This window comes from Chloroflexota bacterium (assembly GCA_016219275.1).
Taxonomy (GTDB): Bacteria; Chloroflexota; Anaerolineae; order UBA4142; family UBA4142; genus JACRBM01.
In genome coordinates this window covers 1-25,849 of sequence record JACRBM010000029.1, presented here as the reverse complement: position 1 = coordinate 25,849, position 25,849 = coordinate 1, and the positions used below count along the sequence as shown (strand labels likewise).

Genomic DNA, 25,849 nt, shown 5'->3' with positions numbered 1-25,849 from the left:
GTGATTCAGCGGCAAAGCCTCGCGCAGAGTGATCGTGACGTTGAGTGTTGCTTCGTAATCGGGAGTTTTGAATTGTCTGGTCATATCCAGATTTTACCACAGAGGGGGCGATTTTACGCCTCTCTCCGACAAACTGCTAGTACGTTCCTGCGACCTTGAATTCTTGGATCGCTTTCTTTAGCGCGGCTTCGGAGTCGGCGTCAATCGTTTTCGCCGAAAGAATTTTTTCGCCGATCTGGGGATGACTCGCGTCCATAAAGCGCAGGAACGCGGTTTCAAACGCGCGCACTTTATCCACTGGCACATCGTCCATAAAACCATTCGTCGCCGCGTAGATCACCATCACTTGCCGATCCAAGCGCATCGGTTCGTACTGCGGTTGCTTGAGCAATTCGGTCAAGCGCGAACCGCGATCCAATTGATCGCGCGTTGCCTTGTCCAAATCGGAACCGAATTGCGCGAACGCGGCAAGATTGCGGTACTGTGCGAGATCGAGTTTCATTTTACCGGCGACCTGGCGCATCGCTTTCGTTTGCGCCTTGCCGCCGACGCGCGACACGGAGATACCGACGTTCAACGCGGGACGAATGCCGGCATAGAACAAATCGCTTTCGAGATAAATCTGTCCGTCGGTGATCGAGATGACGTTCGTCGGGATGTACGCGGACACATCGCCCGCTTGTGTTTCGATGACGGGCAGCGCGGTCAGCGAGCCGCCACCTAGACTCTTGTTCAACTTGGCGGCGCGTTCCAGCAAGCGCGAGTGGAGATAGAAAATATCGCCGGGGTACGCTTCGCGGCCGGGTGGTCGGCGCAGGAGCAAGGAGACTTGGCGGTACGACCACGCGTGTTTCGACAAATCGTCGTAGACGACCAGCGCGTCGCGAATTTCTTTGCCGCCGATGGTCACGCCACTCTCCATCACTTCTTCGCCCATCGCGCAACCGGAGTACGGCGCGAGGTACTGCAACGCGGCGGGATCGGACGCACTCGCGGCGACGACGGTGGTGTACTCCATCGCGCCGAATTTTTCGAGCGTGCCGACGACCTGCGCGATCGTCGAAAGTTTCTGACCGATCGCGACGTAGATGCAAACCATGCCTTGCCCGCGCTGATTGATGATCGCATCCACGGCAAGCGCGGTCTTGCCGGTTTGTCGGTCGCCAATAATCAATTCGCGCTGCCCGCGACCAATCGGAATCATCGCGTCAATCGGCTTGATGCCGGTTTGGACGGGTTGCTCCACCGGTTGGCGTTGAATCACGTTCGGCGCGATGCGTTCGACCGGGCGTAACTTGGACGATTCGATGGGACCTTTGCCATCCACCGGTTGACCGAGCGCATTGACGACGCGTCCGACCAAGCCCTGCCCCACTGGCACGGACGCGATGCGCCCGGTGCCTTTGACGAGGTCGCCTTCCTTAAGCTCGGCATACTCGCCCATGATGACGACGCCGATGGTGTCCTTTTCCAGGTTGAGTGTCAAGCCGAGCACGCCGGTTTTTGGAAACTCGACCAGTTCGCCTGCCATCACGTTACGCAACCCGGTGACGCGCGCGATGCCGTCACCCACTTCGATGATCGTGCCGACATCTACGGCTTGTACCGGCGCTTGGAATGATTCAATTTGCTTTCTGATCTGTGCAGTAATGTCGTCAACCCGAATCGCCATCCGATCCTCCAATAAACAATGACAAATTACCAGACACGAATTACCACTTGCCAATAATTGGTAAATGGTAATTGGTAATTGCTACTTTAGTTTTTCTTTCAGCGCCGCCAGTTTCCCGGCAACGCTCGCGTCAATCACCTTGTCGCCCACGCGCACGATCACGCCGCCGAGAACGTTGGCATCTACACTGTAGTCGAACACCGTCTCTTTGCCGAATTGCACGCGCAGTTTCGTTTCGAGCGTTTGCTTTTCCGCGTCCGTCAGCGCCACCGCGCTCGTGACGTGTGCGATCGCGCTCGCCGGCGTTCGTTGCGCGTACCGTTCAAACTCGGCGACGACTTGCGGAAGCAGGTGCGCCTGGTTTTTGCTCACGAGCAAGGAAACCAGGTTCTGCACTTGCGGCGCGGTATTCGTCGGCAGCGCGGATTTGAGTAGTTCTTGCTTTTGCGAAAACGCGGTTCCCGTATCGTCCAACTTGTCGGTCAAACCAGATTTCGTCAACGCCGCCGAAACGGCTTTGAGCGGCGCGAGCCAGTTGCCAACCGCCTGCTCGAACAGGGCTTGCGCGTATGTCTGGGCTAATCGTTCGTCTGCCACGCGCCCTCCTAGTTCTTGCCCAGCGTGTCTGCCTGCGCGAGGAAATCGCCGATCAACTGGCGGTGTGCCTTTTCGTCAAGCGACTGGTTGATGACTTTTTGCGCCGCGGCGAGCGACAAGCGCACGACTTCTTCGCGCAAATCGGAAAGCATTTGTTTGCGCTCGTACTCGATTTGCTCTTTTGCCTGCTCGATCAATTTGCGCGCGTCTTCGCGGGCTTGCGCGAGAATCACCTCGCGTTCCTTCTCACCTACTTGCGCGGCGGCGGCAGAAGCAGCTTGCGTTTCACGGCGCGTCTCTTCTAACTTGCGGTCGAATTCCTTTTGTTGTTCCGCCGCATCGCGCTTGACCTTTTCGGCGTATTCGAGACTCTCTTGAATTTTTTGCTTGCGCGATTCAAGCATCTTGAGCACGGGCTTGTACGCGAACGCGCCCAAGAGGAAAAAGAGCACGAAAAAGTTGATGACTTGTGCGGCAAGCCATGCAAGATTGATACCTAACTTGTCCAAGGTGGTCCTCCAATTCAAGTTGTCATTTCGAGGAGCGTAGTGTGCGACGAGAAATTTCTAGTTGAAACGGCAAAAGATTTCTCGCCCCGCTCGAAATGACAGTGGGGATCAGATTAGAAAATCTTGAACCCGATCAACAGCGAGACCACCAACGCAAAGATACCGAGCGCTTCGGTCACGGCGATACCGATGAACATGTTGATCTGCACGGTGCCCGCAGCTTCGGGGTTGCGTCCAATCGCGCCCAATGCCGAGTTGACGAGCAAACCCAAGCCGATGCCTGGTCCAATCGTGCCCAAGCCGATCGCGAGCGCGGCGGCAATGAGTCGTAGTCCTGCGTCAGTCATGGAATCCTCCTGAAAATGTGTTTGTGTGGGTCCGATTTAATGATGTGCCTCCGCGCTGTGCGCGGTGGTTGCAATCGTCATGAACACGAGCGTCAAGATGCAGAACACGAACGCCTGCATAAAGCCGACGAACAGTTCCAGTCCGTAGAATGGAAGCGGCAACGCGGAAAAGAGGAATGCCATGATGAGCAAGACCACTTCGCCCGCAAAGATGTTGCCAAAAAGACGAAAGGTGAACGAGAGGATTTTCACCATCTCGCTGATGAATTCGAGCAAGCCCACGAACAGATCAAGGAATCCGAACATCAACAAACCGATGTTGAATTTGCCCTTGAACAACGCGCCAAAGAAATCGCCCAGCTTGGCAAAGGCAAAAAATTTCGTCCAGTATTTGATCGGACCGACGACCTTCATCCCATAAACCTGGGTCGCGATGACCGAGATGAGCGCGAGCGCGAGTGTTGTGTTCATATCGGTCGAAGGCGAGCGCACGAACGGCGCCAGGACTTGTTCTTCTTCTTCCGCCGGTGCCGAAGAATGTTCACCTTCTTTTGCCCCCGCGGCGGCTTTGTGTTCGGGACCGATCGCGTCCGAAAATCCTTTGCCGAGGTCGAACGTCATAATGCCTTTTGGCGCGGGATGTTCTTCACTGACCGGAATATATCCAACCGGACCGAAACCCGGAATCAAGCCGAGCCAGTTCGAAACCAAGACGAAAAGGAAAATCGTCGCGATCCAGGGAAAGAACATGCGTCCGCGTTCACCCGCGACACTCGTCGCGAGACCGTCGAGCATTTCGATAATCAATTCGAGCAGGTTTTGCAAACCACTAGGGATCAGCGACATTTGGCGTGTCGCAAAGTATACAAAGAGGACGATCAGGAGCGTCACAATCCAGGTCGTGAGGAGTGTATTCGAGATTTCGAACTTGAAAGCGCCGAAATTTAGGTTAAAGAGGACTTCGGGCTTGACTGCCACCGAGGCAGTCACCGATTTGCTGTCAAAGGTCGGAAAGATTCCAGCGTAAACGAGGACACTGGGCAGAACAAGTAATACAATAATGATAATGAGAGTAGTACGATTCACTACGGTCCTCCTCGCAATTCGTCACGGGATTGGGTGTCGGCTTTGGAATCTGATTTCGGCGGCGGGGCGAGCCGGTCATTTGATTCTCGCACCACGCGATAAGTAGCTACGGTTCCCACGATAATGCCCGAAATCATCAACGCGAGCGTGGCAAGCGGCGCTGTGCCCATTGTACGATCTACCCAGATGCCGAGCAAGAGCGCGCCAAACGTCGAAACAATGAACAGCGCGCTTAGGCGAAAAAGCAAGTCCAGCGCACGAAACGTGTCGCGCATTTTTTTCAACCCTCGGCTTTACAACGTGCGCCATTATACAACAGAATTTCAAAAAATCAAATTTCCGGTGATTTTTCTCACTTACTTGTCGTGTCCAACTCGATAAATCGTGTCAGTTCTGCGCGACCGACAAAGCCGACGAGTGCGCCACCTTCGATCACCGCGATGTCGTCCGACTCGCTCGCGCTTAACCGCGCGAGCGCCTTGGCGCCGGTCTGTTGCGGATCGAGCACGGCGAGCCGCTCGCGCGGTAGCATCACTTCGCTTACGCGTCTCACGTTCCATTCCGCGCGCGCCAGGCGTTTGATTTGCTCAATCGAAATCACGCCGCGAAATTCTTCACCCGCCATCACCGCGAAAACCTGGTCGCGCACCGGCAACAAGTGTTGTTCGATGAATTCCGTAACCAGAATCTCCGGGGCGACGCGCGGAAAGCCGCGCACCATCAACTGCGCCACTGTTACATTGCGCAACGATTCAATCAGGAGCGTTTGCCGATAACCCTGCCCCGCCGCGTTCCACAAAAAGAAACCGATCAGCGCATACCAAATTCCACTGCCATCCGAAAAAACGAAAAAGAGGATCACGCCGCCGCCCACCATCAAGATCGCGAGCGCCTGTCCCGCGCGCGACGCCCACTTGGTCGCACGCCGCACATCGCGCCACGCGCCCCACAACGCCGCGCGCAACACGCGTCCCCCATCGAGCGGGAAACCGGGCGCGAGGTTGAACAACACGAGCGAGCCGTTCGCCTGTGCGAGAATGCCCGCCGGCAAAATCAGCGGCGCGAGCGAAACGTCGAGCCAGTGCGTACCGTTGATAAACGACAACCACAACCACGCGCCGCCAAATAAAATTGCGAGCACCAAACTCATCAGTGGACCCATCACCGCGATCAGAAACTCGGTCGCAGGGCGCTCGGGCTCATCCGCGATTTGCGCGACACCGCCGAAGATGAACAGCGTGATGCGCGTAACCGGAATGCCGCGCGCGAGCGCCATCCACGAGTGCGCGAGTTCGTGCGCGAGAACCGACGCGAACAACAACAATGTCGTCGCCAAGCCCAACGTAATCGAAAGCCAATCCGCGCGCGGAAAAAACGCGTTCGGACGTAACTCGCGTGGGAATTGCACAAAGCCCAACGCGTACACCATCAAGAGCACGATGAGAAACCAACTCACATCCAAGTTGATATCAATCCCCATGATGCGACCGATTCGCAACGCGCTACGCATAGTTCCGCCTATTCAAAAAAAACGCGGGAGTATCACCCTCCCGCGTTCGCTCATTCGTTTTGCTATCGTCCCGGCAAGTAGGAGAATGGATTACGATGCACTCCGCTCAAGATAACTTCAAAGTGCAAGTGCGGTCCCGTCGAATTGCCGGTGCTGCCGACGCGACCAATCATCGCGCCTTTTTTCACCGAATCGCCGACTTCGACGCTGAACGCGCTCAAGTGCCCATATCGCGTCACGTATCCGTTTCCATGATTGACCAGAATCATAAATCCGTAACCAACCGTGCTCCAGCCCGCGGTCACGACGTAACCGGAATCCGCCGCGTAGATCGGTGTGCCGAGCGGCGCGCCAATATCAATCCCAGGATGGCGCGTCCAAAATTTTTGCGTAATGCGCCCAGACACGGGCCAACCAAAGTGTCCCGTTCCGCGCGCCGCGCTCGCCGGAATCGGACCGCTGTACGCATAGACGACGCGCGGCGTGTACGGTTTGGAACCGCCGGGCACCATCAGGACTTGACCCACCGTCAAACCAAAGTCGGGCGCTTTGAGTTCGTGATTCTCTTTGTTAAATTCGAACGCCGCCATGTTTTGAATCAGCGTGTCCGTCGTCACCTTTTTGGTTTTGAACTTGTCCGCGATTTTTTGCAACGAATCACCGGACTGGACAGTGTACAGCACGCCGGACACGGGTGGAATGTTGATGACTTGACCGACCGATAACATATCCGGGTTATCTTCGAGTTTCGGATTCGCCCACAGAATCGAATCGGCGCTCACTTCGAACTCGTCCGCGATGCCGCTCACATTATCGCCGGACTTGACCGTGTACTTGACGACATCGCGACGTACGCGCTTGGGTACATTCGTAATCGGAATCGGCGAACGAAATACCGAGTCGTCGTCATCTAGAATCGGATCCGGCACGATTGCCAAATCTGCGCCCAGCGCCACGTCATTGTTTTTTTCGATCTTCCCGCCGACATTCAATTGCACGCCACTCGCGGCAATCGTCAACGCGACGACGAGCAACAAGCCGACGTGCGATGCGACGCGCGTAAGCAACGGCATGTCTTCGACAATCTCGCGGACAAAATCGCGCGTTTGCATCCAGATGGGCGCGAGCCAAATTTTCAGGCGCGCGCTCAACGAAAGACGATACTCCGGCATTTACAGCGCGTCCTTGTTCAGCGTCATCAGGAATTCCTTGTTGGTGCGCGTCTTCATGATGCGTCCGATCACCGGTTCGATGGCGTCCGCGCCGCCGCCCATCATGTCCATCATCCGGCGCAACGTCCACACGCGCGCCAGCGTTTCATCTTCGATCAACAATTCCTCGCGCCGCGTGCTCGATCGCTCCGCGTCAATCGCCGGGAAGATGCGGCGTTCGGATAACTTGCGGTTCAAATGTACTTCGCTGTTGCCCGTGCCTTTGAATTCTTCGTAAATCAAATCGTCCATGCGACTGCCGGTATCAATCAAGCAGGTTGCGATAATCGTCAACGAGCCGCCCTCTTCCAGTTTGCGCGCCGCGCCGAAAAAGCGTTTCGGCGGATAGAGCGCGGCGGGATCGAAACCGCCGGTCAAGGTGCGTCCGCTCGGCGGCACGACGAGGTTGTACGCGCGCGCAAGCCGCGTGATCGAATCGAGCATCACGACGACATCCTTGCCGCCTTCGGTCAAACGTTTCGCGCGCTCGAGCGCCATCTCCGCGACGCGCGTTTGATTTTCGACCACGTCGTCGAACGTGGACGAGAAGACTTCCGCTTCGACCGAACGATCCATATCGGTCACTTCTTCCGGGCGCTCGCCGATCAACACAACCATCAAGTGCGCGTCCGGATAATTTTCGCTAATGCCGTTCGCGATCTGTTTCAGAATCGTCGTCTTGCCGGCTTTGGGCGGCGAGACGATCAACCCGCGTTGCCCGCGTCCAATCGGCGCGAGCATATCGAGCAGGCGCGTCGCGAGAATGTTGGGCTTGGTTTCGAGTTTGTACTGCTGGTTCGGGAAGATCGGGGTGAGTTTATCGAAATCGGGGCGGGCTTTGGCGGCTTCAGGATCAAGACCGTTCACGGCTTCGACGCGCAAAAGTCCAAAATACTTTTCCGTGTCTTTGGGTGGTCGCACTTGCCCGATGACCATGTCGCCGGTGCGCAATCCAAAACGACGGATTTGCGATTGGGAGACGTACACATCTTCGGGACCGGGAAGCAAGTGATCGGAGCGCAAAAAGCCGATGCCATCTTCCACGATCTGTAAAACACCGCCACCGAAAATCAATCCTTCGCGTTCGGCTTTCGCGCGCAAGAGGCGAAAGATGAGATCCGTCTTTTTGTAGCGCGAATAGCCGCTGATGCCTTGCTCTTTGGCAATCTCGCGCAGTTCGGCGAGTGTTTTGGGTTCGAGCGCTGAATAGTCGAGGGTTTCTGCCACGTGAGACTCCGTGAGGAAAAGAAAAATCAGCCGACCAGGTAATCGGTCAACCGAACGAATGAACAAATATCCTTGAACCCGCTACGCGGGTACATTGCATGCATACGAATAGTTGGGAAAAACAAATCGTCCAAAATGAGGTGAAATGTTGAGAGGCGGTGCCGTTGGAGATGCTCTCTGAACTGGGCAAATTATAACATCTTTCAAAACGGGCGTCAAATCGAATTGCGCGCATTCTTTGACGCTCTCCGCTCGGGGTGCTATAATCGCGTTGTCAGGATTATGTCTCCAGAAAACAAACCAAAAAAACTCGCTAGCATTCAAGCCCTACGCGCTATCGCGATCCTCCTCGTCATGTTATTCCACTTGAGCATCATTGACCTCAAGTACGGCGGTGGAATCGCGCTTCCGCCGCGCCCTGAGTTCGGGTACGGCGGGTTGGACCTATTTATCGTCATCAGTGGCTTCATCACGGTCACGGTCACGCGCAAGAAATTTCGTTCTCTAAACGTTGTTCTGAATTTTCTCTACGACCGCGCCACACGCGTCTATCCGACTTATTGGTTTTTCACATTGCTCGTGCTCGGCGTCTATATCTACAACCCCAGTCTGGTCAATGCCGCCCAGAGTAATCAGATTGATATCGTCGCATCATTTCTCCTCTTACCCGACAACCTACTGCCTCTCGTCAATGTTGGGTGGTCGCTCGTCAACCAAATTTATTTTTATCTTGTCTTTGCCGTCCTGTTGCTCGTCCTCGCCGAAGAACACTTGCCCTGGGCATTATTGGTTTGGGTTTTTCTAACGGCTATCGGCGAGCTGGTCGGACGGATCACCAATCTCGAACAAGACGCGACCTTTGCGCTTGTTACTCACCCGCTGAATTATGAATTTGTTCTCGGCGGTTTCGCCGCGATTCTTTTCTATTCCAAGCCGGGGCGCTTTGGAAGGATTGCTCTCGTGATCGGCGTCGTCCTCTATGCCGTGTCTGTAATCAGCATGACCGTTTTTTCACTTCCTGCAGGATGGTTTGTATGGGTGCGTGCGCCCGCGTATGGATTGCCTGCCGCGTTCGTCGCTTACGGCTGTGTGAATTTAGAATTCAAAAAAAATATTTCGATTCCGCATTGGGCAAGTCACCTGGGGGATGCTTCCTACGCGCTCTATCTTTCACATGTACCAACGATGACGCTGCTTGGACACATTTGGGCGTATTTCTTCGCTCCGAACCCACTTGCAAATGTGTTGATTCTATCCGGTATTTTATGCGCTACAACCATGGTCGGTGGGTTGAGTTATCGGTTGATTGAACGACCCTTGATCGAAAAAACCAGACGGTTCAAACGCAGACTCCGTTTGGCTTCTGCATAGAGTCAGCGCGCGAATCTGATCTACGGTAGACAATCCAATTCGTCTAACCGCCTCAACGCGAGCGCGACAATCGCCACCCATGCCAGTTCTTTGAATTCGCCGGCAGCAAGCGCCTCTTCGACTTGAGCGCGGGTGAGCCAAACCACGGCTTGCTCTTCGAGATCATCGGCGTGCCGGTCTTGGATTTGTTGCACACCCAAAGCGAGAAAAAAGTTAGCTGTGCCGCAACCACGATTGGCATCCACCGGATACGCGCCCAACGAAATCCACGTGCGCGCGACGAAGCCGGTCTCCTCAAGCAATTCGCGTTGCGCGCCAACCAGCGGATCCTCGCCGGGTTCAAGATAGCCACCTGCCGGCGCAAGCGTCAGTCCCTCAATCGCATATTTGCATTGGCGAAAAAAGATAAACTGGCTTCGATCATCACTCGCCACGATGCAAGCGTAATCCGGCAAAATGACGCGCGACCAATTCTCAATCACGCGTCCGTCCGGCAATTCGACGGTGTGATCTTCGACCGTGAGAAATTTGCTGTGGTTCAAAATTGTGCGGCGCGCAAGTGTTTTCCAAGGTTGCATTTTAATATTGGCGGGGCGACCGGCTGGGTCGCCCCTTCTCATTTCAAAATATAGTACGTTCCCTTTTTGTCGCCCATTTTAAGCAAGAGACCTTCTTCAACCAAGTCGGCGAGATCGCGCCGAATCGTTTCCTCGCTCACATCGGAAAACATTTCGCGATAATCGCGATTCGTGATGCGCTGATTCTTGACGAGAAAATCGAGCGCGGCGCGTTGGCGTTCGTTCAAATCGAGATTCCGCCACCGGCTCGCATCGTTCTGATCGCCAACAAGTTTCTCGCCTGGTCCACGCAAAGTTACTTGAAAACCATTCGCAGTTTCCGCAAAGCGCGGCGCGGGCAAGTTCCACTCGCGCATGATCCGAATCATCCGGTCAATGCCGTACCCCAATCGTTCGATGAAACCCAGGTCAGCCAGCACTTGGGCGATCACTTCGTTGCGCGAAAAACGCTCATCCACCAAATTGTCGAGCGTGACGTGTCCGGGCAAACGTCCTGGGCTGTACACTTCGACGCGGTCACTGAACATCATCACGCGAATCTCGTCGCCGCGAATCGCGTAATCGCGATGCGCGACCGCGTTGACGATGGCTTCGCGCACAGCCGGCATCGGATACTCGGTGCGATCCGCGCGCTGCAACGCATCAATGCGCGCGCCCTTCCGCATATTCGCGACGAGCCACGCCTCGGCGCGACGCACCTGGTCGGCGAGTGAACCGCGCACGACCTCGCGTAAAAACTCGTCGGTCATTTGTTTGCCAGTGTAACGCGCGAGCAAAATCTCCGCGCTCGGGAACATCCGTTGCGGTTCCTTGCCAAAGAGCAAATACCCGGAGGTGGTCGGTCGCCACACACTGCCGTCTTTGACGAGACAACCGCGCCGATTGAGCAAATCAATGACCGCGTCGCGTTTCGCCGGCGCATCGCCCAGAAACATCGCGGCGTACTTTTGCACCGCGATTTGATCGAGGTCGTCGAACGTCGCGTTCGGCGCGGGGAGCTGCTCAAAGTTCGCTTCGCCGCGTTCGCGCAACAGTTGGCGCAGTTGGCGCGGTCCCAGTGGATTGTTCTTTTTGCCGCTCCGCGCGAGATACTTGCCGCGCAGACTGTACGCGTGCGGCAAGCCACTCGGCACGTGAATCGCGAGGATCGTTTTTTCTTCGAGCGTGGCGATTTCAGGACGCGGCAAAATGAGAGGAGGTTCGCAACGCAACCCCGCGGCAAGCGCCTTGTCCATCGCGGCGTCCACAGAGCGCACGCCACGCGCCGCGTTGGTGTGCGCGTCAATGCCTAAAAGAATGATCCCGCCATCACCATTCGCGAACGCGGCGAGCGTTTCGGCGAGGCGGTTGAGCGCAACCGCCTCGACTTCAAACGCAAGCGTTTCGCTCTGCCCTTGACGGTAGAGCATGGAGATTTCTTCCGGGGTCATGGTCCAATTTACGGAAGGAGATACCAAAGAATCCAGACGAGCGCGCCACCCGCCGGCGGTGTCCCGCGCGGCGTGCGTGTGGGTGTGGGTGATGCGCCGCGCAAGATCGGCGCAACGAGAGGATCAATCGCAAAACTCGCGAGAATACCGCAGGAGAACGCGCAACACGCAACAATCAACACGACCGCGCCAATGATGACATAGCGCATCGTCGGCGATTGTCCGTTCATCGGTTCTTGCGCGTTCGGCGCGTACGGTGACATTTGTTGCGGGTACGCGTACGGCGATGTTTGTCCTTCGCCGACGGTCGGCGTAATTCGCGGAGCGGGAACCACCGGAACCGCGCGCATGTCGTTACCGCAACTACCGCAAAAAACCTGGGTGTCGGCGACGGTGGCGTCACATCGTGGACAACGTTTCAAGGGAGACTCCTTTTGGTTCTATTTTACAGTCGCACGGAAGAAATCAACGGTTAGTTTCAGCCCCAACTCTAAATCCACTTCGGGCTTCCAACCCAGTTCGCGTTCCGCTTTCGAGCAATCAAAGTACGTCAAATAAATATCGCCGGGACGTTTCGGCGCGCGCACGATGGACGATTCTTTGCCGATGTGGTGCGCCAAGCCGCGATACAATGCGTTGACCGATGTGCCCATCCCGGTCGCGATGCAAAACGCTTGCCCCGAGCCGCGCGCGAGAGCGAGCAAATTCGCGCGCGCGACATCGCGCGCGTACACGTAATCCTTTTGCTGTTCGCCGTCCCAGTCAATTCGCACGGGTTCGCCCAGGATGAGCAAGCGCGCAAAAATCGCGATGACGCCGGCTTCGCCGGTCGGGTCTTGGCGGGGACCGTACACGTTGCCGTAGCGCAACGCGGTGAAATCGAGTCCGTACATATCTTTCCAGAATCCTAGATAGTACTCGCTCGCCATTTTCGTGATACCATACGGCGATTCGGGATGCTGCGGCGTTTCTTCGCGCACCGGCATTTTCTCGACGGTGCCGTACGTCGCGCCAGACGAGGAGAATACAACTTTGCGCGCGCCAAACTTGGTCGCGCATTGCAAGAGGTTGATCAGACCCAGGACGTTGACTTGCGCGTCGTACGCCGGGTCGTCCGTCGAAATTTTCACGCTGTGCTGCGCGGCGAGGTGGCAAATCGCTTCGGGGCGTTCTTTCTCAAACACTTGGGCGAGCGCCGCATCACGCACATCCATTTTGTAAAACGTCGCGCGCGGATTGAGGTTATCGGTCCGCCCGCCGCCATGTTCCCACAGACTATCCACAATCGCGACCTGATGTCCTGCTTCGATCAACACGTCTACCACATGCGAGCCGATAAAGCCCGCGCCACCGGTCACCAAGACTTTCACTGTGAGGGTCTCCTTTTGAGTCGTACGGTTTTTACTCAATCAACGATTTGATCGTGACCAGGAAATCTTCAGCGACGCGGATCGCCTGTTCACATTGTGGCTGAGACACATGCACCACGCCGCCATAGTCACCAACACTACGCAATTCGAATAACCAATTCAAGTTCTTGCCTTGCTCTTTCGTCAGATTGCCGGTTTTGACAAATCGCTGGTGTATGGAAGCAACCACTCCACTGTGTTTGCCAAACTCCAAGCCCGCGATTAGCAAAATCGCCGTCGCCGCATAAAACGCGGAATAGTACGCGCGCGACGCGGCAAAATCATGGTATCCCTTTTCAAGCAGATCGCGCGCTGCGCCAAGTGATTGTTCGGCGCGCTCGAGATTTGCTGCGACTTCGCGCGCGCGATCCTCGCTCATACAGCGACACCCTCGCGCTTGGCATTACGATAAAGTTGAAGCGCGCCGTTCTCGAACTCATCTACCGGCGCCGGCTTGGCAGAAATGAGTTGTTCCGATTCCAATTGAATTGGATAAAGCAAATCTACAATCCGCCTCAGCTCGAGAAAGAAATCAAAGGGCTGGCTCAACAGAACGAGCAAATCTATATCGCTGGTCGGGTCAGCTTGCCTGCGCGCAACCGAACCATAAAGCACCAGACCCTTGAACTGCGTACCGTAGTAGTTTGCAAGCGCGATCCGACACTCGCGCAAAACTTGAGCCATTGTCGCCATCGCATCACCGTACAGTTCCGTCCGTCAACTCTCCCACAATCTCTGCCGCGCTCCGCACCAGCTTGGGACAAACATTTGCAAACAGTTGCGCGTCGCGCGCGCGTTGCAATTCGGCGGGTACGCTGATGTCACAGTCAAGCAATTCGCGGCATGTGATCGTACTGTGGCGCGCCTGGAAGCGGACAATGAATTCACGCACCAAGGCGTACGTGCGATCTTTCGCCTCCTGGTCTTGCGCGGCGACATTGCCGGTCGTGAGACCGATCACCAGCAACGCGCCGGATACGGCGCCGCACATTTCGCCGCGCCGCGCGATGCCCCCGCCGAACGGCGCGGCAAGTTTCAGCGCGAGGTCGGTCGGCAAATCCAGGTCAGACGCAAACGCCGATAGAACGGCTTGCGAACAAGCAAAACCATCTTGAAATGCGCTCACGGCGCGATCAGTTGGATTGGTCATTGAATTCACTCTCATGCTTGAATTGGGCGCGCCCGCGCCGTCCATAACGCGCACGCCGCCGACTGAGGCACTATGATCGCGACAAAATAATTATTGGGATACAGATAATCTTCACCGGACTCGTCAATCACCCGGATCAGATCGTCCTTGGCGGCAACCGCGTCAGCAAGAACCCGATAAACTTTGCCAAGTTCCAAATCCTCGCATCCTTTGTTGCGGATGCAAATTACGTAGCGTCGAAAAGTTTGTTGCTTCATGGTTCTCAATTCCAGTAACGTTTGATCTTGACGCGCTTCTTTCCGATTCCATGCGCCTCGTACCAATGAAACTCTACATGGCGGACACGACCATTTGCAAGGCGAACCGTCGCATTTCCTTTCAATTTGCGCTAACGTGCTTTGCCGAACTTTTTTCGTAAACGCGCGATTTCTCTAATACTCAAACCAGCGGCGATGATCTCAACGTCGGTGATTTCGCCGAGGATTTCAAAGTACATTACTTGACTCCGCGTCCGATGCCAGGTGTTATATCAATCCTCCGTACGCCGCGCACGCGCGACAATGCAATCGGCAGAACCTGATCCATGCGCTCGACGTAGACAAAATTCATTTCGCGCTCGACTTTTTTCGGCAAGTCCACCATGTCTTTTTTATTTTTCTTTGGAATCAGCATCGTCTTCAAACCCGCGCGATGCGCGGCGAGCACCTTATCGCGCAAACCACCGATGGGTAACACACGTCCGCGCAACGTAATCTCGCCAGTCATCGCAACCTCGCGATGAACGGGACGACGCGAGAGCGCGCTGATAAGCGCGGTCGCAATCGTGATCCCCGCCGAGGGACCATCCTTGGGCACCGCGCCTTCGGGCACGTGAATGTGAATATCGAGTTTGTCGAAATTCGCTTTCAGACCCAGTTTTTGCGCGTTCGTGCGCGCGTACGACAGCGCGGCTTGCGCGGATTCTTGCATCACGTCGCCCAACTGACCGGTGAGCATCAAGCCGCCCTTGCCGCGCATCAACGTCACTTCGACCGCCATCGTGTCGCCGCCGGCTTCGGAGACTGCCACGCCGGTCGCCACGCCGATTTCGTCGCGCTCTTCCGCAACGCCGTACGTGAATTTCGTCGGACCCAGGAATTTGTAGAGCGACTCGCGCGTGATCTGCGCGGGCGCGCGTTTGTTCTCCGCAATCGTACGCGCGACCTTGCGGCAAATGTTCGCGATCTCGCGTTCGAGATTGCGGACACCGGCTTCGTACGTGTATTCGCGAATCAAGCCGCGAATTGCCTCGTCGGCAAAGTGTGGCGCTTCCGTCAAACCGTGCTCTTCCTTTTGGCGCGGAATCAAAAAATGTTTCGCGATCGCGACCTTTTCTTCTTCGATGTAACCGGGGAACTCGATCACTTCCATGCGGTCGCGTAACGCCGGCGGAATCGGTTCGAGAATGTTCGCCGTCGTGATGAACATCACCTTCGACAAATCGTAGGACACATCGAGATAGTGGTCGCTGAACGCATGATTCTGTTCGGGGTCGAGCACTTCGAGGAGCGCCGCGCTCGGATCACCGCGAAAATCCGCGCCAATCTTGTCAATCTCGTCGAGCATAAAGACCGGGTTGACGGTGCCGGCGCGTTTCATCGTTTGCACGATGCGACCGGGGAGCGCGCCGATGTACGTTCGGCGATGACCGCGAATTTCCGCTTCGTCGTGCACGCCGCCGAGCGACACGCGCACGAACGCGCGTCCCAGCGATTGTGCGATCGAGCGTCCCATCGAAGTCTTGCCGGTGCCCGGCGGTCCGACGAAACACAAAATCGGCGAGCGCATTTTTTCCGCGGCGAGTTTACGCACCGCCATGTATTCGAGGATGCGTTCTTTCGCTTTCTTCAAACCATAGTGTTGCTCGTCGAGCAGTTTCGCCGCCGCGGTGATATCGAGATTGTCGGTCGTCGCTTTCGTCCACGGCAACGTGACGAGCCAATCCACATACGTGCGAATGATACCGGTTTCCGGCGCGGCGTTCGGCATCTGCGCCAACCGATTGATTTCGTGCTCTGCCTTGTCGAGCACCTCTTTTGGCATTCCCGCTTTGGCGATCTTTTCGCGCAACTCGGCGACCTCGCGCGCTTGCGGGTCCATCTCGCCGAGTTCAGTTTGAATCACGCGGATTTGCTCGCGCAGATAAAACTCGCGCTGCGTCTTGTCCACTTCTTCCTGCACGCGCGAGTGAATCTTGTTCTGCAATTCGAGTACGTCCAATTCTTTGGCAAGCAGAACCGATACTTTTTGCAATCGCGTGACGGGGTCGAACGTTTCGAGCAATTCCTGTCGCTTGGCAAGGTCCGCGTTCAACGTGAACGCGACGAGATCGGCGAGCCAGCCGGGGGTGTCCGCGTTCATCGCCGCGATGTACGCGTCGTCCGGCAAACCATGACTGAGTTGAACGACCTTTTCGAACAGCGCGAGCACTGCGCGCATCAACGCTTCGGTCGGCAAATCTTTTTGCGAGACTTCGGGAATCGGCGCGACGAGCGCGCAGACGTACGGATCGGTCTGCGTGATTTCGAGCAACCGAATGCGCCCCTCGCCTTGCGCGATGACGCTCGCATTGCCGTCCGGCAATCGCAACACGCGTCCGATCGTCGTGTGCGTGCCCGTGAGATGCAAGTCGTCAATACCGGGTTCCGTCGTTTCGGGATCGCGCTGGAGAAACAAACCGATCGGTTTGTTGTCGGCAGACGCGGCTTCGACCGCGCGAATCGAACGTTCACGCGCGACGGTCAGCGGCGAAACCATGAGCGGAAAAATCACCGCATCACGAATCGGCACGAGCGCCATCTCGATGATGGAGGATGGCTCTGGAATAATCGTTTGTTTTTGGATACGCTTTCTGGGCATTATGCAACCTCAATTTGCGGCAGGATAATACCACACCGCAAGAGGAGTGTCAAAAGAATCATACGTCATCACTTTCGACGGGTGTGCCGCGCGCGGCGAACCATGCCGCGCGAACTTCGGCGACGACAAAGAGCGAACCGGTCGCGCAGACCACATCGCCGGGGCGCGCCTGTTCCTGCGCGAGTTGCAGCGCGGTGATCGGATCCGGCGCGAGCATCGCCCTCACGCCGGACTGCGCGCACAGTTGCGCGATTTGTCCTGGGTCTGCCGCGCGCGCGCTGTGCGACCGCGTGATCGTGAACGACGCGGCGTGCGGCAATAATTCCGTTAACATGCCCGCGATGTCCTTGTCGTTCGACGAACCGAAAACGAAATGCAAGCCGGCGCGCGGAAAAAAATCGCGGAGCGTTGCAACGAGTTGATGCGCGGAATCCGCGTTGTGCGCGCCGTCCAGGATCACGCACGGATCGCGAGAGAGAATCTCAAAGCGTCCTTGCCACTGGACGTTGGCGAACCCTTCGCGTATCGCGTCATCACTAATCGCGATGCCTTGCTCGCGCAACATCGCGATCGCAGCGAGCACCGTGGTCGCGTTCGCGATTTGATGCCTGCCGAGCAAACGCAAGTCGAGCGCATCGGCTTGCTCCACGCGCGACCAGACTATGCGTTGTCCGTCAAGCGTCTGCGAATCCGCGGCAATGCGATGCGTCATGTTTGCCGCGCGGAACAAGTTGTCTTGGGTAACTTGTACGTACAGCGCGCCGCGTTCGTGCGCGGTCGCCTCGATCACTAGGCGCGCCTCCTCGTTCTGTGCGGCGGACACGACGGGGATGCCGGGTTTGATGATGCCGGCTTTTTCGCGCGCGATCTTTGTGAGCGTATCACCCAGGATCGCGGTGTGATCGTACGAAATCGAAGTGATGACCGCGACGCGCGGCGTGACGACATTCGTCGCGTCGAGGCGACCGCCCAGCCCAACTTCGATCACGGCGAAATCAACCGCGTGCGTCGCAAAGTGATCGAACGCGAGCGCGGTGATGATTTCAAAAGTCGTGATGTTCGGAAACTCGGCGACAATTGGCTTGAGCTTGGCGACGCCGGCGACGACCTCGTCACGCGAAATCATTTTGCCGGCGACTTGGATGCGCTCGCAAAACGTGTGGAGGTGCGGCGAGGTGTACAAGCCAGTGCGATACCCCGCCGCGCGCAAAATGCTCTCCGTCATCGCGGCGGTCGAGCCCTTCCCTTTCGTGCCGGCAATATGCACGGATTGAAAGCGGTGGTGTGGATTGCCCAGGGCAGCAAGCAGATGCGGCATTCGCTCCAACTTTAGATTCTTGGGAACCGCCGCGGTGGCTGGGATGATTTCGTACGTGGCAAAGGAATAGATGTACTGGAGAGCGTCCTGAAAAGTCATGTGGTCTATTACTCGCGCGATCTACTCATCGTCAAGTCATGTGGGGTTGGAGGCGATGGTCAATTCGTCCGCGCGCTGACCGCATAACCGCGCAACCACACAACCGTCAGACTAGAGCCGATTCTATCCGATTTGCGCGCAAAACGCAAAGAATGGGGGGTACGAACATCTTGCAGTTTTGCGTTGGACGTGATATATTAAAAAGAGATAAATCTTGTTTAGCTTTGTCCCGCGGGTGTACGACATAGAACGACTGTTTGATTCGATGACTGATGGACCAGTAGCCAAAGGAGACACTGGATGATCGGTACGTACCTGCGCGACGGAAACGTATTGAATCGTTTTAGAATACCCAGACCTGACGCGTGGGTTGCGTTGGGGTGGGTGTTTTTAGTTTGCGACTTTACTGCGCTGATACACGGAAGGGTCTAGATGTCAAACCGTGAGAAGATGATATTCCGAATTGGGAGGTTCCTTGCAAGCGTCGCACTTGGCTTTTGGTTGTTGCCTCTCTTGTGGTTCGCGGCTTGGTATGTTAGGAATATCCCGGATAAGACAAAGAAACTTCCCTTCGCGTCTTGGTTGCAGGGCAATCAATCAATTTTTTTCGATTGGTTGAGCGGACTATTGCAGACTTGGTTCACGCGCTCTGTTTTGTACAGTGGAATGTTCGCTGTTCCTTTTTTGGTTGCTTGTTTTCTTGACGCCCAGACAATTCGCGCACTAACTTTCATCTACGATAATCCAGTCAAGATAGTGCTAATCCTGTACGTGGGCATCGTTCTATGCACGGGCTATTTTGGATTTTCTTCCGCAAAGCTGTGGAACTGGGATGTCCTCATCTGGCGAGCCGAACCAGCGGCGCGGTTACTAGCCGGAGCCGATTTTGACAAGTACACAGAAGAACAAAAAGAGCAACTCTACCGGCATATCGCGGATGTTCAAGCAGGAATTAACAAAGGTACCTGGGTGGTAACCGAAGGAAAGATTGAGCTCAAAAACGTTCCTGCCGGATCGTTCGCCAAGTTTGGGGGACCCGGTGTGTTAATTGTCCAGGAAGGACATGTCGTGATTACGGAACGAAGTGGGCGCATTTCACAAATTCTTCCTGCCGGCTATCATCAGCTTAAGCCGTATGAGCGACCTCAGATGGTCGTATACCTGCCAACACGCGCCGAGCGTGTACCAGTCGCGGATGCGCTCACACAGGATAGGATGGTTATCACCAAACTCGAATTGTTAGTATTCCATCGCGCGGATCGAGGTGAGAAGAATGGCACAAGTGGTCAATACAAATATGATTCAGCGATCATCCTTGAAAAAATCTGGAGTCCCAAGGGAGGAGATTGGCGAGACGCCGTCCGGTCTATATCCGAGTCTGCGGCACGCGACATAATCGCGCAGTACAAGTTTCAAGACATCGTGGCAATCTCGGGCGTTGCGCGCCGCGATTTTTTGAGCGCCCTTGTAGAAAGAATCAACAGAATCACCAAGAGTTTTCTGGGTGTTGACGTCATTGCCGCCGACCTGGGCGCGATCACAATTTCTGCTGAAGCAAAGAAAACATTGGAAGAAAATGGGTTGGTGGAAGTTCAGAGTCAAACCAAAGTGAAACAGGCAGAAGCGGAAAAGAAGGCAAAGATCGAAATCGGTGAGGGGGAACGCGAGTACCTTCGCCGAGAGGGCGAAGGAAAAGCAATGGCAGCTCGAGAAGAGGGTCTTGCCAAAGCGGAGGGAGAGTCCGAAAAAATCCGTCAGTTCTTACTGACATTGGCGCAGTTGCCCATTGATGAGGAACGCAAAGCCGAACTGGTCAAGACGCTGCTCCAAGGTGAACAGTATCGTGACGCGATGCGGATGTGGTCCAGCATGGGACGCTCTGCACGGGGGTTCAGCCCACAAGCACCTAGCGATGGTCGTTGCGAAAATGTAACTCGCTCAGAGACTACTTGATTGAATGACGATGCATTCCAATAATCTGGAGGCGAAATGAAAGCAGATAAAGAGTGTATCAATTCCGTTGAGTGCATTATTGATGTACTGACGCGACGAAAAAACGAATTGACCGGTACGGCATGGACAATACTATTGTCGGTCGGACAGGATCTTTGCGACAAACCACCCGAAGCAAAGCTCAAAGCGCGGCAAAGTTTCGAGCAAGCCGGTGAACTCGCAGACGGACTCATTGAGGCAAACGACAAGGATGGTAAGCGCATCAAGGCATCGGCGGAGACATGTATCGGGGCAATATCCCTGTGCCAAAATAAACCCGCGGTAGCCATTGGTCGCTTCATGCAAGGTCAAGCGTTATTTGAAATAGATGGAGACCAGTACGGCGAGGCGGTTGCGCTTTTTGGTTTGGCGCAATCGTATAAAGCCCAGGGTAAATGGGATAAAGTTTTCCAAACCTATGAAAAGTGCCAACGCGTGCTATCGCGTGTGAATAGTGACCCAGCCACAGTATATCTGCGTCAACTGGTAAAGGAACGGTACATTGAGGCGATCAGTGAGGAAAGAAAAAAAACGCAAGCCACTACGTCAACGGTTATTGTGGGGACAAAAAGTTTCTCGATTGGTATTCTCCCGGTTTTCAGCCAAATACCTGCTGGCGACCCGCGCTCGATCCCTGAGACTGAAACCGGCTATATTGAGACTGACCGATTTATTGTTAATGGTAAGACATATTATGTTGCCGAAAGCCGGAGTACTCGATTCCGTCTTGACTTTTCGGTCCAATGGACATACATTGCATCTCGCGTTCAGGGCGATAGTATGAACAAGGCAGGAATTGATGATGAGGACTATGTTATCCTGAGAATTCCTGCAACAGCAGGTTTGCCTATTATCCCTGAGAACGGTGACATTGTTGCAGTAGCGCTTCCAGAAGATGACGGAGTAACCCTCAAGCGATACCGCCGCCGCGGTGATCAAGTCATCTTTGAACCAGACAGCACCAACCCCAACCATCAGTCCTATCCATTCAAGTCGTCCAAAGAATCCGAAATTCCGGCAAAGATTATTGGAATCCATGTCGCAACTTTGAAACCTCTATGACCACAACTCTCGCCCTCGAATCCACCGTCATCGCACACGGCTTGCCATACCCACAAAACCTAGAGACCGCGCGCGCGCTCGAACACGTTGCGCGCGACCACGGCGTGGAACCGCGCACGATTGCAATTCTCGACGGTGAAATAAAAATCGGCTTGAGCGACGATGAACTGATCCAACTCGCGCAAGCCAAGAACGTCGCCAAAGTCTCGCGCCGCGACATCGCGCAAGTCATCGCGTTGAAGCAGACCGGCGCGACGACCGTCAGCGCGACGATGTGGCTCGCGCATCGCGCCGGTATTCGCGTATTCGCCACCGGCGGCATCGGCGGTGTGCATCGCGCAGTCAGCGGTGCGACAACCTCAGATGTGTCTGCCGACCTACCGGAACTCGCACAGACGCCGGTCGCGGTCGTGTGCGCGGGCGCAAAAGCAATTCTCGATTTGCCCGCGACAATCGAGTGGCTTGAAACGCACAGCGTCCCCGTCCTGGGTTGGCAGACCGACGAGTTCCCGGCGTTCTACTCGCGTTCATCCGGGTTACCTGTGCAAACGCGTGTGGACACTGCCGAACAAGCCGCGCGTCTCACCCAGACACACTGGGAACTGGGAATGCCGAGCGGCGTCCTCATCACCGCGCCGATTCCGCGTGAGTACGAAACACCGCGCGAGGTCATTGAGCCGTTCATCGCGCGCGCGTTGCGCGAAGCAGACGAGCAACGCATCACCGGCAACGCGGTCACGCCGTTTCTGCTCAAACGTCTCGCGGAACTCACAAGCGGCGAGAGCGTGCAAACGAATATCGCGCTGCTAAAGAACAACGTCGCCGTCGCGGCGGAGATCGCAAAAGCATTGGCACTCCTCGACACGCCACGTATGTAACGCATGTCTCCGAACAAAACGAAACGCCAGCAGGATTCTGCTGGCGTTTTTTGATTACTCGGATGTCACAGGCACAGGTGGTGCTTCCATCATTACACTAGATTCGGCGGGCGCGCCCTCTTTGCGGAGAAAGACGATGCCCTCTTTTTCACTCGCGTCCACAATCACGATATCGCCGCTCTGAAATTCCTTTGCGAGCAACTTGCGCGATAACGGCGATTCGACCTTGCGTTGGAGCAGACGCCGCAACGGTCGCGCGCCGAACTGCGGGTCGTACCCTTCCTTGGCAAACCACTCGCGCGCGGCATCGGTCATTTCGATCGCGATGCCGTGCTCCTTCAATCGCTCGGCAACTTCGTGCATCTGCAAATCCACGATCAGTTTGATTTGATCGCGCGTCAAAACGTGGAACAGAATCACTTCGTCAATGCGATTGAGAAACTCGGGGCGGAACGTGCGCTTGAGCGATTCTTCAACCTCGGAATAATCCTTCTCCAGTTGCGGGTCTTTATCCTCCTTGCCGCCTGTGTGGAATCCCAACGCGCCGCCGCGTTGCGCGAATTCGGTGCCGATGTTCGAAGTCATAATGATGACTGTGTTGCGAAAATCAACGGCGTGTCCTTGTCCATCGGTCAAACGACCATCTTCGAGCACCTGCAAAAGCGTGTTCCAAATTTCGGGATGCGCTTTTTCGATCTCGTCGAAGAGCACAACCTGGTACGGGCGTCGCCGCACCGATTCGGTCAGCTGCCCGCCTTCTTCGTAGCCGATGTATCCCGGCGGCGCGCCGATCAAACGCGACACCGCGTGCCGTTCGCGATACTCGCTCATATCCACGCGGAACAACGCGTCGGAATCGTCAAACAAAAACTCGGCGAGCGCGTGCGCGAGCGCGGTCTTGCCCACGCCGGTCGGACCCAGGAAGATGAACGAGCCAATCGGTCGTTTGGGATCCGCCAAGCCGGAGCGCGCGCGACGAATCGCATCGCTAATCGCGTTGATCGCTTCATCTTGTCCGACGATGCGGTCGTGCAATCGCTCTTCCATCTGCAACAATTTGTCCGCTTCAGTTTGCAACATTTTGCTGACTGGAATTCCCGTCCACTTGGCAATCACTTCGGCGATGTCTTCCTGATCTACGACTTCGTCCAGCCCTTGCTCTTTTTGCCACACGATGCGTTTTTCGTCGAACGCGGATTCGAGCGCGAGGCGTTCGGCGCGCGCTTTGGCGGCGGCTTCATAATTCCGCGCGCTCCACGCAGTCTCTTCCTCTTTCTGCAATTCGCGCAAATGCGTTTTCATTTCCTTGAGTTCGGGCGGCATCGAAAAAATCGCGACGCGCAGTTTCGCCGCGGCTTCGTCCACCAAATCAATCGCCTTGTCGGGCAGAAAGCGATCGGTGACATAGCGTTGCGAGAGTTTCGCGGCGGCATCAATCGCTTGGTCGTCAATCTTGACTTGGTGATGCTGTTCGTACCGCTCGCGCAGACCGCGCAACATTTGAATCGTCGCGTCCACGTCCGGCTCTTCGACAAAGATCGGCGAAAAGCGACGTTCGAGCGCGGCGTCCTTTTCGATGCGGTTGCGGTACTCGTCCAGTGTCGTCGCGCCGACGCATTGCAATTCGCCGCGCGCGAGCGCGGGCTTCATCATGTTCGACGCGTCAATCGCGCCCATTGCCGCGCCCGCGCCGACGACGGTGTGCAATTCGTCAATGAACAGAATGATCTCGCCTTTCGCGTTTTGAATTTCGTCGAGCGCGGCTTTGAGCCGTTCCTCGAACTCGCCGCGAAAACGCGAACCCGCGACCATCGCGCCGAGATCGAGTTGCACGACGCGCCGATGCAACAATGGCTCGGGCACATCACCCGCGATAATTTTCTGCGCCAGCCCTTCGACAATCGCGGTCTTGCCCACACCCGGCTCGCCGATCAACACCGGATTATTTTTCGTACGCCGGGACAACACTTGAATCACGCGCAAGATTTCGGCGTCGCGTCCGATCACCGGATCGAGCTTGCCTTCGCGCGCCAGGTGCGTCAAATCGCGCGAATAGCGTTCCAACATGCGATACTTGCTTTCCGCGCCGGGATCGGTCACACGCGCGCCGCCGCGAATGTCCGGCAAGATTTGCAAGATGCGATCGCGCGTCAAACCCAGGTCGGTCAAGATGCGACCGGCGTGTCCCTCTCGATCCGTCGTCAGCGCGAGCAACAAGTGCTCGGTCGAAACATAATCGTCTTTGAGTCGCGCGGCTTCTTCGTTCGCCACATCCACCGCGCGCTTGACGCGCGGGGTCACGTACACCTGCGCCTGCCCACCGCCTGTGCTGTACGGATAGTACATCTTGGGACTGGACTGCAAAACTGAATCTACGCGCTGGCGCAATGAATCTACATCCACATTCATTCGCTCGAAAATCGCTTGAACTGCGCCGCCCGTCTGTTCGATCAGCGCGAGCAACAAGTGTTCGGCGTCGAGCTGCGAGTGGCGATACCGTTGTATGATCTCGTGTGCGCGCGCGAACGCGTCTTGGGCGCGTTCGGTGAATCGTTCAAATCGCATCATAGGTATTTCCTCTTTCGTGACTGAATTATAACGCTATCCCGACGCACCGTCAACGACACCTGCGGGGGGGTACAAAACGGCAACCCGCACGAGTGAGGAACTCGTGCGGGTCGCGTTAGCCGATTTCTAATTCTCACGGATGCCTTTGGATTCCCAATTCAAGCAAATCAATCTGCAGACCATAGAGATTGGCTTGCTCCGACAATTGTTTTTGCATGTACTTTTCCAACTCTACTTTCAACTCCGCATTCTTATTTTCTATGGATTCCCTCTTTACTTTTTCTTCTTTTGATTTGCCCGCCGCGGGTTCCAGTTGACCGAACATCTGGCAATGCAGACTGTCTTGTGCCACGCGTTTGACAACCTCATTGACCAGTCCGCCTACAAAACGATCTACTGGCTCGGTGATCTGAGTAGGCGGCACCGGATGCGGAATGCCCCACGACTTTTGGGGTTGAATCGTCGGTTCGACAATAGACCAAACACGATACGCGTCGGTGATGACATACCGCGCGGTGGAGGAAACAGTTAGCCGAACGCCATCCATCGTCGCAAAGTTCCGGCACAACGCATGAAACTCTTTGGGCTTGGTGGAGATCACCGAAATCAAATAGTGTTGAAACGGACTGAGCCGCTGCCATCCCGGTTGATGGATTTCCCAGATTCGTCCACGCACCTTCACGATTGCCGCTTGATCTTTCAAAACCATATAAATCAGTTGTCCGGTTAGAAACAAGGCAACGAGCGGCGTAAGAAAACCGAGCCACGCGATAAAATAACCTGCCGCGAGGTAAATAGGCAATACCGCAAAACTCACTTGGGCGCGTTGTCCGCCGGGAGCATTTTCCAACGACGCACCAAATCCTTGAGTTGAGCGTTGGATTGTTTGACGGAGCGTGTGTGCATCCGAAACCGACGGCGATGCGTGCGCACCCGT

General features: G+C 55.7%; 25 protein-coding genes and 1 pseudogene. 4 read left to right on the top strand and 22 right to left on the bottom strand.

The window, feature by feature from the left end:
• Positions 1 to 136: 136 nt before the first annotated feature.
• The 9 genes from HY868_06085 to rho form a co-directional block, all read right to left on the bottom strand.
• Positions 137 to 1,672: a F0F1 ATP synthase subunit alpha gene (locus HY868_06085; protein MBI5301685.1), complete on the bottom strand. Its 1,536-nt coding sequence runs from the start codon at positions 1,670 to 1,672 to the stop codon at positions 137 to 139.
• A gap of 81 nt (positions 1,673 to 1,753) precedes the next feature.
• On the bottom strand, positions 1,754 to 2,269 hold the full coding sequence (locus HY868_06080; protein MBI5301684.1) for a F0F1 ATP synthase subunit delta: 516 nt from the start codon (positions 2,267 to 2,269) through the stop codon (positions 1,754 to 1,756).
• Positions 2,270 to 2,277: 8 nt separating this feature from the next.
• Entirely contained in the window at positions 2,278 to 2,778 is a 501-nt protein-coding gene (atpF, locus tag HY868_06075) for a F0F1 ATP synthase subunit B (protein ID MBI5301683.1), read from the bottom strand.
• 113 nt (positions 2,779 to 2,891) lie between these two features.
• Positions 2,892 to 3,125: an ATP synthase F0 subunit C gene (atpE, locus tag HY868_06070; GenBank protein ID MBI5301682.1), complete on the bottom strand. Its 234-nt coding sequence runs from the start codon at positions 3,123 to 3,125 to the stop codon at positions 2,892 to 2,894.
• A gap of 36 nt (positions 3,126 to 3,161) precedes the next feature.
• A complete protein-coding gene (atpB, locus tag HY868_06065; protein ID MBI5301681.1) occupies positions 3,162 to 4,211 on the bottom strand; it encodes a F0F1 ATP synthase subunit A in 1,050 nt (349 codons plus the stop codon).
• Positions 4,211 to 4,486, bottom strand: a complete 276-nt coding sequence (locus HY868_06060) for an AtpZ/AtpI family protein (protein MBI5301680.1) — start codon at positions 4,484 to 4,486, stop codon at positions 4,211 to 4,213. Before HY868_06060 ends, atpB begins: the two co-directional genes overlap by 1 nt.
• A 77-nt stretch (positions 4,487 to 4,563) precedes the next feature.
• A complete protein-coding gene (locus tag HY868_06055) occupies positions 4,564 to 5,721 on the bottom strand; it encodes a site-2 protease family protein (GenBank protein ID MBI5301679.1) in 1,158 nt (385 codons plus the stop codon).
• 62 nt (positions 5,722 to 5,783) lie between these two features.
• Complete coding sequence (locus HY868_06050; protein ID MBI5301678.1) at positions 5,784 to 6,893, bottom strand: M23 family metallopeptidase; 1,110 nt, start codon at positions 6,891 to 6,893, stop codon at positions 5,784 to 5,786.
• On the bottom strand, positions 6,894 to 8,159 hold the full coding sequence (rho, locus tag HY868_06045) for a transcription termination factor Rho (protein ID MBI5301677.1): 1,266 nt from the start codon (positions 8,157 to 8,159) through the stop codon (positions 6,894 to 6,896).
• Positions 8,160 to 8,441: 282 nt separating this feature from the next.
• Between rho and HY868_06040 the strand changes: the two genes are divergently transcribed.
• Positions 8,442 to 9,530, top strand: a complete 1,089-nt coding sequence (locus HY868_06040; GenBank protein ID MBI5301676.1) for an acyltransferase — start codon at positions 8,442 to 8,444, stop codon at positions 9,528 to 9,530.
• Positions 9,531 to 9,550: 20 nt separating this feature from the next.
• On the opposite strand, the gene HY868_06035 is transcribed toward HY868_06040, so the two are convergent.
• The 11 genes and pseudogenes from HY868_06035 to HY868_05985 form a co-directional block, all read right to left on the bottom strand.
• Entirely contained in the window at positions 9,551 to 10,108 is a 558-nt protein-coding gene (locus HY868_06035) for an NUDIX hydrolase (GenBank protein MBI5301675.1), read from the bottom strand.
• A 38-nt stretch (positions 10,109 to 10,146) separates the two neighbouring features.
• On the bottom strand, positions 10,147 to 11,538 hold the full coding sequence (locus HY868_06030; GenBank protein ID MBI5301674.1) for a putative DNA binding domain-containing protein: 1,392 nt from the start codon (positions 11,536 to 11,538) through the stop codon (positions 10,147 to 10,149).
• Positions 11,539 to 11,546: 8 nt separating this feature from the next.
• Positions 11,547 to 11,960, bottom strand: a complete 414-nt coding sequence (locus tag HY868_06025; protein MBI5301673.1) for a hypothetical protein — start codon at positions 11,958 to 11,960, stop codon at positions 11,547 to 11,549.
• Positions 11,961 to 11,978: 18 nt separating this feature from the next.
• Positions 11,979 to 12,908: a GDP-mannose 4,6-dehydratase gene (locus HY868_06020; GenBank protein MBI5301672.1), complete on the bottom strand. Its 930-nt coding sequence runs from the start codon at positions 12,906 to 12,908 to the stop codon at positions 11,979 to 11,981.
• Between the two features lie 31 nt (positions 12,909 to 12,939).
• A complete protein-coding gene (locus tag HY868_06015; protein MBI5301671.1) occupies positions 12,940 to 13,326 on the bottom strand; it encodes a HEPN domain-containing protein in 387 nt (128 codons plus the stop codon).
• A complete protein-coding gene (locus HY868_06010) occupies positions 13,323 to 13,640 on the bottom strand; it encodes a nucleotidyltransferase domain-containing protein (protein MBI5301670.1) in 318 nt (105 codons plus the stop codon). The genes HY868_06015 and HY868_06010 overlap by 4 nt, the downstream gene beginning before the upstream one ends.
• A 4-nt stretch (positions 13,641 to 13,644) precedes the next feature.
• The gene (locus HY868_06005) at positions 13,645 to 14,097 is read right to left on the bottom strand and encodes a C_GCAxxG_C_C family protein (GenBank protein MBI5301669.1); all 453 of its coding nucleotides are present in this window, start codon (positions 14,095 to 14,097) and stop codon (positions 13,645 to 13,647) included.
• An 11-nt stretch (positions 14,098 to 14,108) separates the two neighbouring features.
• Positions 14,109 to 14,354: a hypothetical protein gene (locus tag HY868_06000; protein MBI5301668.1), complete on the bottom strand. Its 246-nt coding sequence runs from the start codon at positions 14,352 to 14,354 to the stop codon at positions 14,109 to 14,111.
• Positions 14,355 to 14,359: 5 nt separating this feature from the next.
• Positions 14,360 to 14,593 (bottom strand): annotated as a pseudogene (locus tag HY868_05995) (hypothetical protein).
• Positions 14,593 to 16,995, bottom strand: a complete 2,403-nt coding sequence (gene lon, locus HY868_05990) for an endopeptidase La (protein ID MBI5301667.1) — start codon at positions 16,993 to 16,995, stop codon at positions 14,593 to 14,595. Before lon ends, HY868_05995 begins: the two are co-directional and overlap by 1 nt.
• 58 nt (positions 16,996 to 17,053) lie before the next feature.
• Positions 17,054 to 18,412 (bottom strand): bifunctional folylpolyglutamate synthase/dihydrofolate synthase, encoded by a 1,359-nt coding sequence (locus HY868_05985; protein MBI5301666.1) that lies wholly within the window; start codon positions 18,410 to 18,412, stop codon positions 17,054 to 17,056.
• Between the two features lie 432 nt (positions 18,413 to 18,844).
• On the opposite strand from HY868_05985, the gene HY868_05980 reads away from it, so the two are divergent.
• The 3 genes from HY868_05980 (at position 18,845) to HY868_05970 (ending at position 22,344) form a co-directional block, all read left to right on the top strand.
• The gene (locus tag HY868_05980) at positions 18,845 to 20,365 is read left to right on the top strand and encodes a hypothetical protein (GenBank protein MBI5301665.1); all 1,521 of its coding nucleotides are present in this window, start codon (positions 18,845 to 18,847) and stop codon (positions 20,363 to 20,365) included.
• A 339-nt stretch (positions 20,366 to 20,704) separates the two neighbouring features.
• Positions 20,705 to 21,466: a hypothetical protein gene (locus tag HY868_05975; protein ID MBI5301664.1), complete on the top strand. Its 762-nt coding sequence runs from the start codon at positions 20,705 to 20,707 to the stop codon at positions 21,464 to 21,466.
• A complete protein-coding gene (locus tag HY868_05970; protein MBI5301663.1) occupies positions 21,463 to 22,344 on the top strand; it encodes a pseudouridine-5'-phosphate glycosidase in 882 nt (293 codons plus the stop codon). Before HY868_05975 ends, HY868_05970 begins: the two co-directional genes overlap by 4 nt.
• A gap of 54 nt (positions 22,345 to 22,398) precedes the next feature.
• On the opposite strand, the gene HY868_05965 is transcribed toward HY868_05970, so the two are convergent.
• On the bottom strand, positions 22,399 to 24,909 hold the full coding sequence (locus HY868_05965; protein ID MBI5301662.1) for an AAA family ATPase: 2,511 nt from the start codon (positions 24,907 to 24,909) through the stop codon (positions 22,399 to 22,401).
• A 136-nt stretch (positions 24,910 to 25,045) separates the two neighbouring features.
• A complete protein-coding gene (locus tag HY868_05960; GenBank protein ID MBI5301661.1) occupies positions 25,046 to 25,762 on the bottom strand; it encodes a hypothetical protein in 717 nt (238 codons plus the stop codon).
• Positions 25,763 to 25,849: the final 87 nt, after the last annotated feature.

Coding starts and splice junctions, on each gene's coding strand:
- HY868_06000 (MBI5301668.1), bottom strand. CDS start 14,354: ATGAAGCAACAAACTTTTCGACGCTACGTAATTTGCATCCGCAACAAA.
- HY868_05965 (MBI5301662.1), bottom strand. CDS start 24,909: ATGCGATTTGAACGATTCACCGAACGCGCCCAAGACGCGTTCGCGCGC.
- HY868_06055 (MBI5301679.1), bottom strand. CDS start 5,721: ATGCGTAGCGCGTTGCGAATCGGTCGCATCATGGGGATTGATATCAAC.
- HY868_05985 (MBI5301666.1), bottom strand. CDS start 18,412: ATGACTTTTCAGGACGCTCTCCAGTACATCTATTCCTTTGCCACGTAC.
- HY868_05980 (MBI5301665.1), top strand. CDS start 18,845: ATGTCAAACCGTGAGAAGATGATATTCCGAATTGGGAGGTTCCTTGCA.
- HY868_06060 (MBI5301680.1), bottom strand. CDS start 4,486: ATGCGCGACACGTTTCGTGCGCTGGACTTGCTTTTTCGCCTAAGCGCG.
- HY868_05975 (MBI5301664.1), top strand. CDS start 20,705: ATGCAAGGTCAAGCGTTATTTGAAATAGATGGAGACCAGTACGGCGAG.
- atpE (MBI5301682.1), bottom strand. CDS start 3,125: ATGACTGACGCAGGACTACGACTCATTGCCGCCGCGCTCGCGATCGGC.
- HY868_06085 (MBI5301685.1), bottom strand. CDS start 1,672: ATGGCGATTCGGGTTGACGACATTACTGCACAGATCAGAAAGCAAATT.
- HY868_06015 (MBI5301671.1), bottom strand. CDS start 13,326: ATGAGCGAGGATCGCGCGCGCGAAGTCGCAGCAAATCTCGAGCGCGCC.
- HY868_06050 (MBI5301678.1), bottom strand. CDS start 6,893: ATGCCGGAGTATCGTCTTTCGTTGAGCGCGCGCCTGAAAATTTGGCTC.
- HY868_05970 (MBI5301663.1), top strand. CDS start 21,463: ATGACCACAACTCTCGCCCTCGAATCCACCGTCATCGCACACGGCTTG.
- HY868_06040 (MBI5301676.1), top strand. CDS start 8,442: ATGTCTCCAGAAAACAAACCAAAAAAACTCGCTAGCATTCAAGCCCTA.
- HY868_06035 (MBI5301675.1), bottom strand. CDS start 10,108: ATGCAACCTTGGAAAACACTTGCGCGCCGCACAATTTTGAACCACAGC.
- HY868_06030 (MBI5301674.1), bottom strand. CDS start 11,538: ATGACCCCGGAAGAAATCTCCATGCTCTACCGTCAAGGGCAGAGCGAA.
- HY868_06005 (MBI5301669.1), bottom strand. CDS start 14,097: ATGACCAATCCAACTGATCGCGCCGTGAGCGCATTTCAAGATGGTTTT.
- HY868_06010 (MBI5301670.1), bottom strand. CDS start 13,640: ATGGCGACAATGGCTCAAGTTTTGCGCGAGTGTCGGATCGCGCTTGCA.
- lon (MBI5301667.1), bottom strand. CDS start 16,995: ATGCCCAGAAAGCGTATCCAAAAACAAACGATTATTCCAGAGCCATCC.